The organism is Pseudorhodoplanes sp., from assembly GCF_059499825.1.
In genome coordinates this window covers 398,642-413,900 of record NZ_JCABZI010000009.1, presented here as the reverse complement: position 1 = coordinate 413,900, position 15,259 = coordinate 398,642, and the positions used below count along the sequence as shown (strand labels likewise).

Annotated in this window: 15 protein-coding genes and 1 tRNA gene; 2 read left to right on the top strand and 14 right to left on the bottom strand. The window is 64.6% G+C overall.

Annotation, left to right across the window (positions count from 1 at the left end; genetic code table 11):
* Window positions 1-27 precede the first annotated feature (27 nt).
* From AC5I5I_RS13400 to tesB, 8 genes are all read right to left on the bottom strand, one after another.
* On the bottom strand, window positions 28-2,478 hold the full coding sequence (locus AC5I5I_RS13400; protein WP_495973740.1) for a DNA translocase FtsK: 2,451 nt from the start codon (window positions 2,476-2,478) through the stop codon (window positions 28-30).
* 5 nt (window positions 2,479-2,483) lie between these two features.
* Entirely contained in the window at window positions 2,484-3,713 is a 1,230-nt protein-coding gene (locus tag AC5I5I_RS13395) for an aminotransferase class I/II-fold pyridoxal phosphate-dependent enzyme (protein ID WP_495973904.1), read from the bottom strand.
* Window positions 3,714-3,934: 221 nt separating this feature from the next.
* Window positions 3,935-5,383, bottom strand: coding sequence for an ammonium transporter (locus AC5I5I_RS13390; protein WP_495973738.1), 1,449 nt, complete (start codon window positions 5,381-5,383; stop codon window positions 3,935-3,937).
* Window positions 5,384-5,411: 28 nt separating this feature from the next.
* A complete protein-coding gene (locus AC5I5I_RS13385) occupies window positions 5,412-5,750 on the bottom strand; it encodes a P-II family nitrogen regulator (RefSeq protein ID WP_495973736.1) in 339 nt (112 codons plus the stop codon).
* 491 nt (window positions 5,751-6,241) lie between these two features.
* Window positions 6,242-6,877: a 2-hydroxychromene-2-carboxylate isomerase gene (locus tag AC5I5I_RS13380; protein WP_495973734.1), complete on the bottom strand. Its 636-nt coding sequence runs from the start codon at window positions 6,875-6,877 to the stop codon at window positions 6,242-6,244.
* 56 nt (window positions 6,878-6,933) lie between these two features.
* On the bottom strand, window positions 6,934-7,920 hold the full coding sequence (locus AC5I5I_RS13375) for a tripartite tricarboxylate transporter substrate binding protein BugD (protein ID WP_495973732.1): 987 nt from the start codon (window positions 7,918-7,920) through the stop codon (window positions 6,934-6,936).
* A gap of 197 nt (window positions 7,921-8,117) precedes the next feature.
* On the bottom strand, window positions 8,118-8,456 hold the full coding sequence (locus tag AC5I5I_RS13370) for a P-II family nitrogen regulator (protein WP_495973730.1): 339 nt from the start codon (window positions 8,454-8,456) through the stop codon (window positions 8,118-8,120).
* Window positions 8,457-8,570: 114 nt separating this feature from the next.
* A complete protein-coding gene (gene tesB / locus AC5I5I_RS13365; protein WP_495973728.1) occupies window positions 8,571-9,437 on the bottom strand; it encodes an acyl-CoA thioesterase II in 867 nt (288 codons plus the stop codon).
* Window positions 9,438-9,517: 80 nt separating this feature from the next.
* Between tesB and AC5I5I_RS13360 the strand changes: the two genes are divergently transcribed.
* The gene (locus AC5I5I_RS13360; RefSeq protein WP_495973726.1) at window positions 9,518-10,744 is read left to right on the top strand and encodes a ubiquinone biosynthesis hydroxylase; all 1,227 of its coding nucleotides are present in this window, start codon (window positions 9,518-9,520) and stop codon (window positions 10,742-10,744) included.
* Here AC5I5I_RS13360 and AC5I5I_RS13355 read toward each other — a convergent pair.
* The 6 genes from AC5I5I_RS13355 to AC5I5I_RS13330 form a co-directional block, all read right to left on the bottom strand.
* Window positions 10,741-11,709 (bottom strand): alpha/beta hydrolase family protein, encoded by a 969-nt coding sequence (locus AC5I5I_RS13355; protein ID WP_495973724.1) that lies wholly within the window; start codon window positions 11,707-11,709, stop codon window positions 10,741-10,743. The two genes, AC5I5I_RS13360 and AC5I5I_RS13355, sit on opposite strands and share 4 nt — an antisense overlap.
* Before the next feature lie 10 nt (window positions 11,710-11,719).
* Window positions 11,720-12,343, bottom strand: coding sequence for a glutathione S-transferase family protein (locus AC5I5I_RS13350; protein ID WP_495973722.1), 624 nt, complete (start codon window positions 12,341-12,343; stop codon window positions 11,720-11,722).
* Window positions 12,344-12,467: 124 nt separating this feature from the next.
* Window positions 12,468-12,662 (bottom strand): Trm112 family protein, encoded by a 195-nt coding sequence (locus tag AC5I5I_RS13345; protein ID WP_495973720.1) that lies wholly within the window; start codon window positions 12,660-12,662, stop codon window positions 12,468-12,470.
* A 48-nt stretch (window positions 12,663-12,710) separates the two neighbouring features.
* Complete coding sequence (locus AC5I5I_RS13340) at window positions 12,711-13,385, bottom strand: LON peptidase substrate-binding domain-containing protein (RefSeq protein WP_495973718.1); 675 nt, start codon at window positions 13,383-13,385, stop codon at window positions 12,711-12,713.
* Between the two features lie 69 nt (window positions 13,386-13,454).
* The gene (gene trxA, locus AC5I5I_RS13335; protein WP_495973716.1) at window positions 13,455-14,378 is read right to left on the bottom strand and encodes a thioredoxin; all 924 of its coding nucleotides are present in this window, start codon (window positions 14,376-14,378) and stop codon (window positions 13,455-13,457) included.
* 113 nt (window positions 14,379-14,491) lie between these two features.
* On the bottom strand, window positions 14,492-14,998 hold the full coding sequence (locus AC5I5I_RS13330) for a prolyl-tRNA synthetase associated domain-containing protein (protein WP_495973714.1): 507 nt from the start codon (window positions 14,996-14,998) through the stop codon (window positions 14,492-14,494).
* A 166-nt stretch (window positions 14,999-15,164) separates the two neighbouring features.
* Between AC5I5I_RS13330 and AC5I5I_RS13325 the strand changes: the two genes are divergently transcribed.
* Window positions 15,165-15,239: transfer RNA gene (locus AC5I5I_RS13325), tRNA-Gly, on the top strand.
* Window positions 15,240-15,259 lie beyond the last annotated feature (20 nt).

The window sequence follows — 15,259 nt, the reverse complement described above, 5'->3', positions numbered from 1 at the left end:
TCAATAGCGGCAGCGATTTTGATCAGTCTAGCCGAAACGGCTGGCGCCTTCCTCAATCAGGATTTCACGTTTTCCGGCGTGATTGGGCTGCCCGACCACACCTTCCTGTTCCATCCGCTCCATCAGCGACGCAGCCCGGTTGTAGCCGATCTGGAGCCGGCGCTGAATGTAACTGGTCGAGGCCTTGCGATCGCGCACCACCACCTCGACGGCCTGCTGGTAGAGGTCTTTTTCCGCGCCCATCCCGGTGGAGTCGAACACCGCCCCGTCCTCGTCCTCGGATTCGTCACGGGTCACTTCTTCGAGATATTGCGGCACGCCCTGCGACTTCAGATGGCGCACGACCTTCTCGACCTCGTCGTCCGCGACGAATGGTCCGTGGACACGGCTGATGCGGCCACCGCCGGCCATATAGAGCATGTCGCCCTGGCCGAGCAGCTGCTCGGCGCCCTGCTCGCCCAGAATGGTGCGGCTGTCGATCTTCGACGTGACCTGGAACGAGATGCGGGTCGGGAAATTCGCCTTGATGGTGCCGGTGATGACGTCGACCGAGGGGCGCTGGGTCGCGAGCACGACATGGATGCCGGCGGCGCGGGCCATCTGGGCCAGCCGCTGGATCGCGCCTTCGATATCCTTGCCGGCCACCATCATCAGGTCGGCCATTTCGTCGACGATGACCACGAGATACGGAAGTTCCTCGAATTCGAGATCCTCCTTCTCGTAGATCGCCTCGCCGGATTCCTTGTCGTAGCCGGTATGCACGGTGCGGGTCAGCACCTCGCCCTTGGCCTTGGCTTCGTTGACGCGGGTATTGTAGCCGTCGATGTTGCGGACGCCGAGCTTCGACATCTTCTTGTAGCGCTCTTCCATCTCGCGCACGGCCCATTTCAGCGCGACCACGGCTTTCTTCGGATCGGTGACGACCGGCGTCAGCAGATGCGGGATGCCGTCATAGACCGACAATTCCAGCATCTTCGGATCGATCATGATCAGCCGGCATTGATCGGGCCGCAGCTTGTAGAGCAGCGACAGCAGCATGGTATTGATCGCGACCGATTTGCCGGAGCCGGTGGTGCCGGCGATCAGAAGATGCGGCATGCGGGCGAGATCGACCACCACCGGCTCGCCGCCGATGGTCTTGCCGAGGCAAAGCGGCAGCTTGGCCGGCGTCTTGTCGTATTCACTGGCCGCCAGCATTTCGCGGAAATAGACTTTCTCGCGAAACTCGTTCGGCAATTCGATGCCGATGGCATTGCGGCCGGGAACCACCGCGACACGCGCCGACACCGCGCTCATCGAACGGGCGATGTCGTCGGCAAGACCGATGACACGCGACGACTTGATGCCGGGCGCGGGTTCGAGTTCGTACAGCGTCACCACCGGGCCGGGGCGCGCATTGATGATCTCGCCCTTGACGCCGAAATCTTCCAGCACGCTTTCCAGCGACTCGGCATTCTCCTCGATGTCTTCGGCGCTCATCGTCGCCTTGTCGCTCGCCTTCGGCGCGGCAAGGAGATTGAGCGGCGGCAACACGAAGGCACCGGAGCGCTTGGCCGGCTTGGGCGCGGGCTTGGCGCGGGCCTTGCGCGGGGCGGGCTCTTCCTCCGCCTCCTCTTCCTCTTCGTCCGGCGCGTCGTCGTAATCGTTGTCGTCGTCGTTGTCGTACGCGTCTTCCTCGGGCTCCGCGCGCATGCGGGGCTCGGTGCGTGCCCCGCCCGCGGCGGGCCTTGCGGGTCGCACCGCGATTTCGTCATCGTCCGACAGGCGCCGCCGGATGAACAGCGACAGCCGCGCCTTCGCGCTCAGCATCAGATGCACAAGCCAGCCCAGCGACACCGAGCCGCGCTCCTCGTCCTCGTCGAACTCCTCGGCCTCGCGGTGGATGTCCGCGGCAAGATCGCCGCGTTTGCGGAAGCCGAAGCCCAGCACGATGGCGGTCGCCGCGACCGCTGCGACGCCGATCACGCATGCCAGCACGAAGCGGCTTGTGCCCGATGAGCCGAACAGAAAAAGCGGCAGCCTGACGATGGCGTCGCCGGTGACGCCGCCCATCCCGGCCGGAAGCGGCCAGCCAATCGTGCGCGGCAGGCAGGAGGCGAATGCGGCCGACAGCGCGAGTGCGACGATCCAGAATGCCAGACGAAGCCAGCGGCGGCCGGGCGCGCGATGCGTCACCAGCCGCCAGCCCCAGGCCGCGACCGGCAGCACCAGCATAATCGACGCCAGGCCGAAAAGCTGGACCGACAGATCGGAGAAGATGGCGCCGCTGCGCCCGAGCCAGTTGCGCACCGGCGAATCGGTCGCATGGCTGAGACTCGGATCCTGCACCGACCAGGTCGCCAGCGCGACGGTCAGCAGCAATGCCACCATCAGCAGGGCGATGCCGCAACACTCGCCGACGCGGCGTCGGATCGCGGCGCGCAAATCGTCGGAGAGAAATTCGAACCGGTCGAGACCGCGCTGGCTGATGGCTGGCATGCGCGCTACCCGAGCACCGACACGAGGCGATGCAGCGCCTCGGCGGTGGTTGCGTTGTCATGCACCATGGCGACGCGGATATAGTCGCGGCCCGGGTTGCTGCCGTCGGCTTCCGTGAACGAAGCGAATTCGCCTGGCAGTACGCGAAGACCCGCCTCGCGCCACAGCCGTTCGGTGGCCGCGATGCTGCCGCCCTGTGCCGATACATTGAGCCACAGGAAGAAGCCGCCCGGCGGACGCTTGTAGCCGTAGCGGCCGCCGAGGATCTGGTCGGCGAGATCGAATTTCTGTGCGTAGGCGGTGCGGTTCTCGATCACATGCATCTCGTCGTCGAGCGCGGCCGCGGCCACGGCCTGCGCCGGCATCGGAACCTGCGGCGCTGAGTTGTTCCGGTATTCCAGGAAGCGAGCGAGGAAATTGCGATCGCCGGCGACGAAGCCGACGCGCAAGCCAGGCAGGTTCGATCGCTTCGACAGCGAATTGAAGGCGATGGCGTTGGAATAGTCCGCTCCCGCGACTTCGAGAATCCCGGTCGGCTTTTCGCCGAAATAGATTTCCGAATAGCACTCGTCGGAAAACACCATGAAGTCATGCTTGCGGGCGAGCGCGACCAGCCGCGTGAGGTAATCGCGGCTGGCGACCGAGCCCTGCGGATTGGCGGGCGAGGCGATGTAGAAGGCGACCGTGCGTGCGAGCAGCGCGTCGTCGAGCGAATCGAGGTCGGGCAGGAAATCGCTCGCAGCGGTGGCGGGCATGTAGACGGTCTCGCAATGCGAGGCCGAAGCGCCGGCCGAATAGGCGCCATAGCAGGGATTGGGCACCAGGATCGCCGGCCGTCCCGCGCGCGGCGGAGCGTTGCGCGCAGCGGCGAGCGCCGCGAGGAACAGGCCCTCGCGGGTGCCGTTCAGCACCAGTACTTCGGTTTCCGGATCGAGCGGGCGCGGCAGCGCGTAACGACGGCTCAGCCAGCCGGTGACCGATGTGCGGAACAGCTCGGTGCCCTTGTTGGCCGGATATTTCCCGAGATCGGCAATATGCTTTGCGAAGACCGGGCCGGCAAAGGCGGGCACCGGATGCTGCGGCTCGCCGACGGCGCAATTGATCGCCGGCTGTCCCGGTTCGATCGGCGCCAGCAGGTCGTTCAGGCGCGCAAAGGCCGACCGATTCTGCGTGCGCGGATCGGCCGTCCGCGCGGACGACGGGGGCTGTTCGCGTTCGGCGGCATTCATGAACATCACGCGCATTTCGGCCGGATTACTCGATGCGGCCAAAGCCTAGGTGCCGCTGGTTAAGGTCCGATTAACCATCGACCGTCGCGGACGATTTCCGGGCGACCGCGAGCGCCCAAAAAAGCGAGCCCTAAAAAGAAAAGAGGCCCCGGTCTTACGACCGGAGCCTCCATTCGGCGAGGGGACGGTGCCGGGTATACGCCCCGCCGCGCGACGCTTCGAGCGTCCTACATGTTATAGGCGCGCTCTCCGTGTTCGGTGAGATCGAGACCTTCGCGTTCCTTGTCCACGGTGATGCGCAGGCCGACGATGATGCTGATGACGAACAGAATGATCGCGGTGCCGACACCCGTCCACACGACGGTCAGGAGCACGCCCTTGGTCTGGGCGATCATCTGCGTCGCGAAGTCGTATTCTCCGACCTTGCCGGTGACATAGTCGAAGATGCCGGTGCCGCCGAGTGCCGGGTTCACCAGGATGCCGGTGCCGAGCGCGCCGACGATGCCGCCGATGGCATGGACGCCGAACACGTCCAGTGCGTCGTCGTAACCGAAGGCATGCTTGATGGCCGAGCAGAAGAACAGGCACACCACGCCGGACACGAGGCCGAGCACGATCGCACCCATCGGACCGGAGAAGCCCGCCGCCGGCGTGACGGCGACCAGACCGGCAACTGCGCCGGTCACGATGCCGAGCAGCGACGGCTTACCCTTGATCATCCATTCGGCGAGCATCCACGACATGGCGGCGCCGCAGGTGGCGACAAAGGTGTTGATCATCGCCAGTGCCGCGGTTCCGTTGGCTTCGAGGTTGGAGCCGACGTTGAAGCCGAACCAGCCAACCCACAGCAGCGAGCCGCCGATCATGGTCATGACCATCGAGTGGGGCGGCATCACTTCCTTGCCGTAGCCGGTGCGCTTGCCGACCATGATGGCGGCGACAAGTCCGGCAACGCCCGCGTTGATATGCACCACGGTGCCGCCGGCGAAGTCGATCGCACCCCAGGAGAAGATCTTACCGGCGTCGGCGAGAACTTCGTCAAGTGCCGCTTGAGCCTTGGTCTTGGCAGCTTCGTCCGTTGCGGCCGCAACGGCTTTCGCGGCAGCGTCAACCGCATCCGGGCCGGCCCAATACCAGACCATGTGTGCGATCGGGAAGTAGATCAGCGTCACCCAGATCGGGATCAGCAGAGCCACCGCGGAGAACTTCATGCGCTCCGCAAACGCGCCGACCATCAGCGCGGGCGTGATCATCGCGAAGGTCATCTGGAAGGCGATGAAGGCGTATTCCGAGACGCCGACGCCGACCGAGAAGGTGCCGCCGATCGAATCGGAGGTCACTCCCGACAGGAAGGCCTTCGAAAATCCGCCGATCCATGCCGATCCACCGGTGAAGGCGAGGCTGTAGCCGTAGATCACCCAGATCAGGCCGCAGATGCAGACCGAGTAGAAGACATGCATCAGCACCGAGAGCATGTTCTTGGGGCGAACCAGGCCGCCATAGAACAGGGCGAGACCCGGAATGGTCATCAGCAGCACGAGCACCGCCGAGGTCATAAGCCAGGTGTTATCGGCCTTGCTGAGAACGGGATCGGCGAAGGCCGGGCCCGCAGCCAGCGACGCCGCGGCCAAAGCAGCGGCGGTCAATCCGGCCCGCGTTGGAAACTTGAAAGACATAGTTGAGCTCCTGTCCGAATGCGTCGGTTTAGAGGGCGGAGGCGTCTGTTTCGCCGGTGCGGATGCGCACTGCACTTTCCAGGTTCACGACAAAGATCTTTCCGTCGCCGATCTGGCCGGTCTTGGCCGCGCCGGAGATGGCTTCGATGACTTTGTCGACCTGGTCGGTGGCGACTGCGACCTCGACCTTGAGCTTCGGCAGGAAGCTCACGGCGTATTCGGTGCCGCGATAGATTTCGGTATGTCCCTTTTGACGCCCATAACCCTTGACCTCAGTGACGGTCATGCCGTGCACCCCGATCGCGGTCAGGGCGTCGCGGACCTCGTCGAGCTTGAATGGCTTGATGACGGCCATGACGATTTTCATGTGGTTCGATCCCCGTTGTCCCGAAGCTTGCGTGAGCTCCGGACTGTCTCACTCGGGTTCCGGCAGGCATGGTTTCGCCCCCGCAGGCCAGTTCCCGCGCTTACGTAATCAAACCCCGTGCCACTTCGCCGCAAGGGTACTAACAGGTTGATTCAACGAGCGATTTCAGGGGAGTGGAATCCTCCGGCGATTCGCCTTTGGAAGCAGCGCACAAACGGACGGCAGGATTGCCTAGTAAACAGTCAGGTGCCTGTGCCTGAGTCGCCTGAAATACAAAGCGGGGCCGAATTACAGCCGGCGAAGGTAATTTGGTGGGGTGGCGCGGCCAGCGCGGTGACGGCGAGGCCCACAATTTTTCGTCGGTGCGCGTCACAATCGCGCTCGAGGGCATGCCCTTCGAGGTCGAGGTGACGGGCGGATCGTCAGCGCCCTGCGGCCCGGCCGCCTGCCTTCGCGCCAAGCGGGGCTCACGCATGGAGGACGGCGGAGACTCAGCCGAAGCGAAAGCCGTCGAGGCTGAGCCCGTGCTTCTGCGAGAGCCGCCAGTCCAGCATCAGCAGCCGGTCCTGCCCCCAGAACAGCTCGCCCTCATAGACATAGGTGGGAGCGCCGAACACGCCGATGCGGATCGCTTCCTCGGTATTGCGCTCATACTCGGCCTTCACCGCTTCGTCTTCGGTCGCGGCCAGCAGCGCCTTGCCGTCGAAGCCGTTCTCGTCGGCGATCGCAACCAGCGTCGGATGATCCGCAATGTTGCGATCCTCGACCCAGACCGCGCGCAGGATCGCGTTGGTCAGCAGGCTCCAGTCGAGCCCCTTCTGCATCGCCGCGATCACCAGATAGCAGGCCCTGCGATCGGCAACCGGATGAAAGGCCGGTTCGAGATTGCACGGTCGGTGCAGGATCTCGCTCCAGCGCTTCAGTTCGAGATGCCGGTAGACCTGACGTTGCTGCGCGCGCTGCTTCAGCGGCAAGCCGCCGGACACCGACCACACCTTCAAGAGATCCATCGGTTTGTGCCGGATGGTCAGGTTGAAGCGCTTAGCGAGCTGTTCGAAGCGCTGGTGCCCGAGATAGGTCCAGGGCGACGACATCGCGTCGAAGTAATCGATGAAGGTGTCCGGCATGCTGTCTCGACGCTCTGGCAATTGCGGGCGCGGCGCATTCGCCGCGCCCTTTGCGATCAGTTGGTGTTGATCTTGATATTCGCGGCCTTCACGATTGGCCACCATTTTTCGATCTCGGCCTTCTGATGCGCTGCCAGCGCCTGCGGCGTCTGCTGATCCGGCGGCGGGATCACCTGTCCCAACGCTTCGAGTTTCGCGCGCACCGCAGGATCGGCGAGTGCATCCTTCACCGCGGTGTTGAGCCTGGCGACCGCGTCTTGCGGTGTGCCCTTCGGCGCCCACAGGCCGAACCAGATCGCAACGTGCAGCTTCGGCAGTCCGGCTTCGTCGACGGTCGGAATGTCCGGCGCCGAGGGAGCGCGCTTGTCGTCGGTGATCGCATAGGCCTTGATCTTGCCCGCCCTGATCTGCGGTAGCGCGTTCGCAAGATGATCGAACATGAAGTCGATATTGCCGGCGAGCAGATCCTGCATGGCGGGAGCCGCGCCGCGATACGGGATGTAATTGAGCTTGGTGCCGGTGAGGTTCTCGAAATAGACGCCGGCGACATGCGCCGCACTCCCCGCGCCGATGCTGCCGACCGAGATCTTGTCCTGATTGGCTTTCACCCAGGCGACGAATTCCTTCAGGTCCTTTGCCGGCACGTCGTTTTTGGAAACGAGAATCATCGGATAACTGGTGAGCAACGCGACCGGCTCGAGATCGGTGAGCAGGTCGAACGGCAGCGGATAGACCGCGCCATTGATGACATGCGTGCTCCAGTGGCCGAAGCTGAGGGTGTAGCCGTCAGGCGCTGCCTTGGCGACGCGGCCGACGCCGATGGTGCCGGCGGCGCCGGTCACGTTTTCGACCAGCACCGGCTGGCCGAGGGTCTGATGCATGCGCTCGCCGAGGGTGCGGATCAGCGCGTCGGTCGGGCCGCCGGCCGAAAACGGCACGACGACGGTCACCGGCCGGGTCGGAAAGTCCTGCGCTGGCGCGGCGGCGGTGCCGGCAGCCAGCAGGGCAGCCGCAAAGGCAGCGCCCGCGAATCGATGTGTCATTGAGGTGCTCCGTGCCGGCGGGCGCCATAAAATGCCCGCTTCGCCAGATAAGTAGAAGACTATTCTATCTCTTCGCAATATCGCCGCAGCAATTAGAAAAATCATTCTCCCGTGGGCGAGTAGGAAAAACGAATTCTCCCAAATCCATCTTCCGGACGAAGTTCCCGTTTCGACCGGACGGCCGCCCCGGCGTCTCTTCAGAGCGCGTCGGTGTCGGTCTCGCCGGTGCGGATGCGAACCGCGCGGTCGATCGGGGTCACGAAAATCTTGCCGTCGCCGATCTGCCCGGTCCGGGCGGCTTGGCTCACCACTTCGACCACCTTGCCGACCCGGTCCGAGCCGACCGCGATTTCCAACCGCACCTTGGGCAGGAAGTGCACGGCATATTCGGAGCCGCGATAGATCTCGGTGTGGCCCTTCTGACGGCCATAGCCCTTCACCTCGGTCACGGTCATGCCGTAGATGCCGACCGAGGTCAGAGCGTCGCGCACCTCTTCCAGCTTGAAGGGCTTGATGATCGCGGTAACCAGTTTCATGGACTGAGCCTCTGCCGGAGCCACAATGTCGCGGCCCGCGCCTCACCCGGCATGGACCATCCTGGGCCGCAGGTTATCGGCAACCCGCGCAAAGATTAAGCGGAGAATGAGCGCCTAATCGGGCCGCCGCCGCAGCCGGACCAGTCCCTCCTGCGCCACCGAGGCGACCAGCGTGCCGTCGCGCTTGAAGATCGATCCCCGGGACAACCCGCGCGAGCCATGCAGGTTCGGCGAGTCCTGCGAATAAAGCAGCCATTCATCGGCCCGGAAGGGCCGGTGCATCCACAGCGCATGGTCGAGGCTGGCGCCCATGAAATCCTTCTCGAACAGCGTGCGGCCGAGCGGCACCAGCGCGGTATCGAGCAGCGTCATGTCGGAGGCATAGGCCAGCACGCATTGATGGATCGCGGCATTGTCCGGCAGCGGGCCGGTGCCCTTGATCCAGACATTGAAATGTCCGTTGTCGGGCTTGCGGCCGAGATAATGCCCGTAATCGATCGGACGCAATTCGATCGGCCGCTCGCGCTTGTAATAGCGCTGCACCTGCTCCGGCAGCGTCGGCAGGATATCACGCAGCATGGTCTCTTCGTCCGGCAGCGCTTCCGGCGCCGGCACGTCCGGCATGGTCATCTGGTTGTCGAGCCCGTCCTCGTCGTTGTGGAAGGACACGATCATGATGAAGATCGGCCGGCCGTGCTGGATCGCCTTGACGCTGCGGGTGGTGAAGCTCTTGCCGTCGCGGGTGCGCTCGACCTCGTAGACGATCGGCACCGTGGGATCGCCGGCCAGCACGAAATAGGCATGCATGGAATGCGCGGTGATGCCTTCGACGGTGCGGCTGGCGGCCACCAGCGCCTGGCCGATCACCTGCCCGCCGAATACGCGCGGCCATCCGGTCTGCGGCGAGCGGCCGCGGAACAGGTTGACTTCCAGCGTTTCGAGGTCGAGGACCTCCAGGAGAGCCGAGACGGCGCCGGACATGAAAAAGCTCTTTCGTTACCTTACATAAAGAAGGCGCGGACCGCCGCGCTCAAGTCAAGTGTTGGTACGGCCGGACAGCAATGACGCAAGCGAACGCAAAGATCGATATCCTTATCGCCGGCGGCGGATTTGCCGGACTGGCGCTGGCCATCGCGCTGCGTCAGGGGTCCGATGGCGCATTGTCCGTGGCGCTCGTGGACCCGGCGATGGACCGCGCCTCCGGCGACCCGCGGGCCTCCGCGATTGCTGCCGCCGCGCGCCGGCTGTTCGAGACCATCGGCGTTTGGCCCGCGATCGCCGACGGCGCGCAGCCCATTCTCGACATGGTGGTGACCGATTCCCGGCTCGACCATGCGATGCGGCCGACCTTCCTGACTTTCGACGGCGAGATCGCGCCGGGCGAACCGTTTGCGCATATGATCGAGAACGGCCCGATGATCGCGGCCCTGCTCGGCAAGGCGCGCGAACAGGGCGTCGATCTGCGGCCGGTCGCGGTCACGCAATTTCAGCACGATCCGGCCCGCGTGACCGCGCAACTTTCCGATGGCGCGTCACTGTCCGCGCGGCTCTTGGTCGCCGCCGATGGCGCACGGTCGGTGATCCGCGAGCAGGCCGGGATTGCCGTTCATGGCTGGGACTATGACCAGGCCGGCATCGTCACCACCATCGCGCACGAGCGCCCTCACAACGGCCGCGCCGAAGAACATTTTCTCCCGGCCGGGCCGTTCGCGATCCTGCCCCTGACGGGTCATCGCTCCTCGATCGTCTGGACCGAGAGCAAGGCCGACGCCGCGCGCATCGTAGCGCTGTCCGATGCGGAGTTTCTCGCCGAACTCGAACAGCGCTTCGGGCTTCATCTCGGCGATCTCGCGCTTGCGGGTCCGCGCCGCGCCTTTCCGCTCGGCCTGCATGTCGCGCGCAGTTTCATCGCGGAACGCATTGCGCTCATTGGCGACGCCGCGCATGTGATCCATCCGATCGCCGGGCAGGGTCTCAACATGGGATTGCGCGATGCCGCGGCTTTGGCCGAAGCGGTGATCGATGCAGCGCGGCTTGGCATCGATGTCGGCGCGGTATCGGTGCTGGAGCGCTATCAGCGCTGGCGGCGCTTCGACACCATGGCGATGGGAGTCGCGACCGACAGCCTGAACCGGCTGTTCTCCAACAATTCGGATGTGCTGCGGCTGGTTCGCGACATGGGTCTCGGCCTCGTCGACCGGATGCCGAATCTGAAGGAGTTCTTCATCCGCGAGGCCGCGGGCCTGACCGGCGACGTGCCGAAGCTGTTGAAGGGCGAAGCGCTCTAAGGCGCGACCGAACGCACGAACGCGACCAGCGCAGGCATCAGCGCCGGATCGAGCGGCGCCGCCGGATCGCGATAGAGCGCCAGATTGCCAGCGCGATCGGCGGGCGATTGTTTCAGCGTATGGTTGGCCTCCGGAAGTTCCAGCGTCTGCACATCGCCGCGGGCGCCACGCAACGCGTCGAAATCCACGGCTGACACTTGCAGGTCGCGGCCGGCATGGACGATCAGCGCGGGAGTCTTCGTCTGTGCCAGTGCGGCGGCCGGATCGAAATTGCCGATGGACATCAGGAATGGCTGCACCGACGGCCGGAAGAAAGCTGCAAGCTGTTGTGGCAGGTCATCGACCCGCTTTCCGGCAGCGAGTGAATCAAGGATCGCAGTGGCGCTGGCATCGAGATCCGGCGGAAGCTGTCCCTTGAGCTGCGCCCGCATCAGCGTGAGATAGGTACGCCCCGGCGTGGTCAGCAGCACGAGGCCCGCGATCGGCACACGCGCCGCGACCGCGAGCGCGATCAGGCCGCCCTCGCTGTGTCCTGCAATCACGATCGATGACACGTCGGACCGCTTCTGCAAGCTTCGAAGCGCAATGATCGCGTCCGACACGAACGTGTCGAAGACCACGTCGTCCTCGCGCGTCACCAGGGTACGACTTTCGCCGACGCCGCGCTTGTCGTAGCGCAGCGACAGGATGCCGCTTGCTGCAAGCCCCTCGGCCAGCTTGCGATAGCTGTCGGTCTTTAGAAATGGATTGGCGCCGGGTCCGTTGCCGTTGCGATCGGTCGGACCGGAACCCGCAACGATCAGCACCGCCGGTCCACGCACATGGTCTGCGGGCTTGGCGAGAGTGCCGTGCAGACCGCCCTCGGTCCAGGCTTCCTCGATGACCTTTGCGCGGGAGGTGGCCATCGACGATGCAAGCACCAGTGCGGCAATCGCTGCAATCCAGCCGAGCCGCAACCGGGCCATCGCGCCGCCCTTACGTCAGCGGGATCGAGCCGACCTGCGCCTGGAAGGCCGGCCGCTTTTCGATCTCGGCGAACCAGCGCTCGAGATGCGGCATCTGCGGCCGCTCCGGACACAGCACGCGGAAGCGATAGGCCATCACGCCGACCGGGATATCGCCCATCGAGAAGCGCTCGCCGGCGACGTAAGCGGTGCGGCCGAGCTGTGCATCGAGCATTACCATCGCTTCGGTGGTCTTGCGCTGCGACTCGGCGATGGCCGCCATGTCGCGCTTTTCCGCCGGCGTGCGGATCAGGCCCCAGAAGGCCTGGAAGATGGCAGGCCCGGCCACCGTCAACTGCCAGTCCATCCATTGATTGGCGCGCGCGATCTCTTTCGGATCGGACGGCTCCAGCGTTCCCGCGCCGTAGACGCGCGCCAGATAACGCACGATGGCATTCGATTCCCACAGGATGAAACCGTCCTCATCGAGGGTCGGCACCAGGCCGTTCGGATTCATCGCCAGATAGTCGGGCTCCTTGTTCTTGCCGAAGGCGCCGCCGACATCGATGCGTTCGTACTTGAGATTGAGTTCGCCGATCGCCCACATCGCCTTCTGCACGTTCGACGATGAGTTGCGTCCATAGATTTTCAGCATGTTTCCCCCTTGATCCAATCCCGCCCTCATCCTGAGGAGGCTGCGCAGCAGCCGTCTCGAAGGACGAGGGCGGCCCCATCCTTCGAGACGCGCCTTCGGTGCTCCTCAGGATGAGGCCGAAAACTCAATCCAGCTTCCGCGCCTCTTCCGCCAGCATGATCGGAATGCCGTCGCGGATTGGGTAAGCGAGCTTGGCGCCGCGCGAGATCAGCTCCTGCTTTGCCGGATCGTATTCCAGCGCAGCCTTCGTCAGCGGGCAGACGAGAATCTCCAGCAATTTCGGATCGACCTTGTCGCCGATGGCTTTCTCGTCTGACATCTGCGGTTCTCTCTGGATGGCCGGCCGAGGCCGCCGGCGATGACATCGTTATTGCAAAGGCGTTTCGCCGTCGGAGGAATTCTTGGCAAGCTCGATTTCGGTGACCGCGATCAGGATCTCGGCGCGTGTCTTCAGGTCGGGCGCCTCGAGCAGCGCCTGTTTCTCGGCCGCGCCATAGGGCGACATCATCGCCAGCGCATTGACCAGCGCTTCGTTCGGAGCATTCTCGATGCCCTCCCAGTCGGCCTTCAGGTCGTTTGCGGTGAGGAAGTCCGCGAGCGTGCGCAACAGGTTCTTGCGGTCGACTTCCTCCTCGCCCTTGCGGGCGATGAAATCGTCGGCGAAGGGCGCGTAAGTCACGCGGCATTGCCGGTACGCGGTCGCGACGGTGAGCTCCTCCTCGACGCGGAAACGCGCGACTCCGGTGAGCTGCAGCAGATAACGGCCGTCGCCGCTTTCGGCGATCTGGGTGATGCGGCCGACGCATCCGACCTTGAACAGATTCGGTTTGTCCTCAGGGCCGGGATTGCCGCTGTCCGGCTGGATCATGCCAATCAGCCGGTGACGCGACGCCAGCGCGTCGTCGATCATCTCCATATAGCGCGGCTCGAAAATGTTGAGCGGCATCTGGCCGCGCGGCAACAGCAGCGCGCCCGGCAAGGGAAAAACCGGAATCACCTCCGGCAGATCCACCGGTCCGTGATAGATCGCATTCATGGGCATTGCCGCACTCCGCCCTCGCGATGGCTCAAGATCCGATCGCCATACACACGCATTGTCACCGTTCACGCATCAGGCGAACAGCACCGACGACAGCCGCTTGCGCCCTTCGACCGTGGCCTCGTCGGTCGGACCCCAGGCGTCGAACAGCTGAACCAGTTGCTTGCGGGCGCCGTCGTCGTTCCATTTGCGGTCGCGCCGGACGATTTCAAGCAGCTGGTCGACCGCGCCGTCGCGATTGCCCTTGGCATTGAGCGCCAGCGCCAGATCGAAGCGCGCCTGATAATCCTTCGGATCGGCAGCGACCTTGGCTTCGAGATCGCCGATCGGTCCGAGATCTTTCGTCTGCTCGGCAAGCTCGATTGCGGCACGCGCCGCGGCGACACTGGAATCGCCGCGCTTTGCCTCCGGCACCATGTCGAGCGTCTTCTTCGCCTGTTCGACATTGCCGGTGCCGACATAGCAGCGTGCGAGTCCGGCCAGCGCCGCGATGTTGTTGGCGTCCTGCGCCAGCACCTGCGCATAGAGATCGGCGGCGCCGGCGTAATCCTTCTCTGCCAGGGCGGCATCGGCTGCGGCCAGCGCATCCTTCTCCTCGCCGCCGACGCGATCCTTGATCATCCGCTCGACGAATTCGGTGATCTGCTTCTCCGGCAGCGCGCCGAGGAAACCGTCGATTGGCTGGCCGTTGACGAAAGCCAGCACCGCGGGGATCGACTGGATGCCCATCTGCTGCGCGATCTGCTGGAAGATCGGCGGGTGCTCGTCGATGTTCATCTTGACGAGCTTGATCTTGCCCTTGGCGGCCTTCACCACCTTTTCCAGCACCGGGGTGAGCTGCTTGCAGGGTCCGCACCACGGCGCCCAGAAGTCCACCAGGACCGGGCGGGTCTTGCTCTCCTCGATGACGTCCTTGACGAAGGTCTGCGTGGTGGTGTCGGCGATCAAATCCGCGCCGGGCGCGGCGATCGGCGCCTCGCCGAAATTCTGTAACATTGTCAGCAATCCTTGCGTGCCCAAGGCCCGAGACCGATGTCCCGAAACCCCGGGCCGGTCACCCGGTTAACTCAAGTCCATTAAATGGCACGGAAACGGTCAATTGCAATCCGTTATGGCGCCGAACCGCCCGAGACCGGCCGGATCAGCGGGCTGTGCCCGGTGGCGGCGGCAAAGGCCAGCAGGTGGTCGCGGGCGATCGAGGTGGTCATGGTGTTGACCAGCGGATGGAAATTGAGGAGCGGGCGCTCCATCATCGCTGCGTCGAACACCGGCATCACCCGGCGGTCGCGGTCGTTGATCAGCGAGAACGGGGTCACCGATCCCGGCTCAACGCCCAGCGCCTCGCGCAGCAGGTCGGCCGAGCCGAACGACACCCGGCCGCAGCCGATCAGGCCGGGCAGGGCCTTCAGGTCGACCCTGGCATCCTCCAGCAGCACGATCAGGTAGAGCGCGCCGCGGGTATCCTTCAGGAACAAATTCTTGCTGTGGCCGCCGGGTACCCGGCCCCGCAGCGCGATCGATTGTTCCACCGTGAATAGCGGCGGGTGTGACACGGTCGGATGCGGGATGGCGAGCCGGTCGAGAAAGGCGAACAGGTCGTCGGGGGTGGCGGGCATGGTTTCTGCGTCATTTCGGGGCGGGCGGCGTCGCGGCGCCCCGGAATGACGAAGGAAGCGGCCTTTATCAACCCCATCGGCGATATTTCCGCCCTTGCAGTTGCAATGCCCGGGGCCATTTGGCATAGGAAGGCCCCCGGCGAACCCAGCCGGGCTTTTACAGGATGCGGGTGTAGCTCAGGGGTAGAGCACGACCTTGCCAAGGTCGGGGTCGAGGGTTCGAATCCCTTCGCCCGCTCCAATCATAGTCGGTTCGCCACC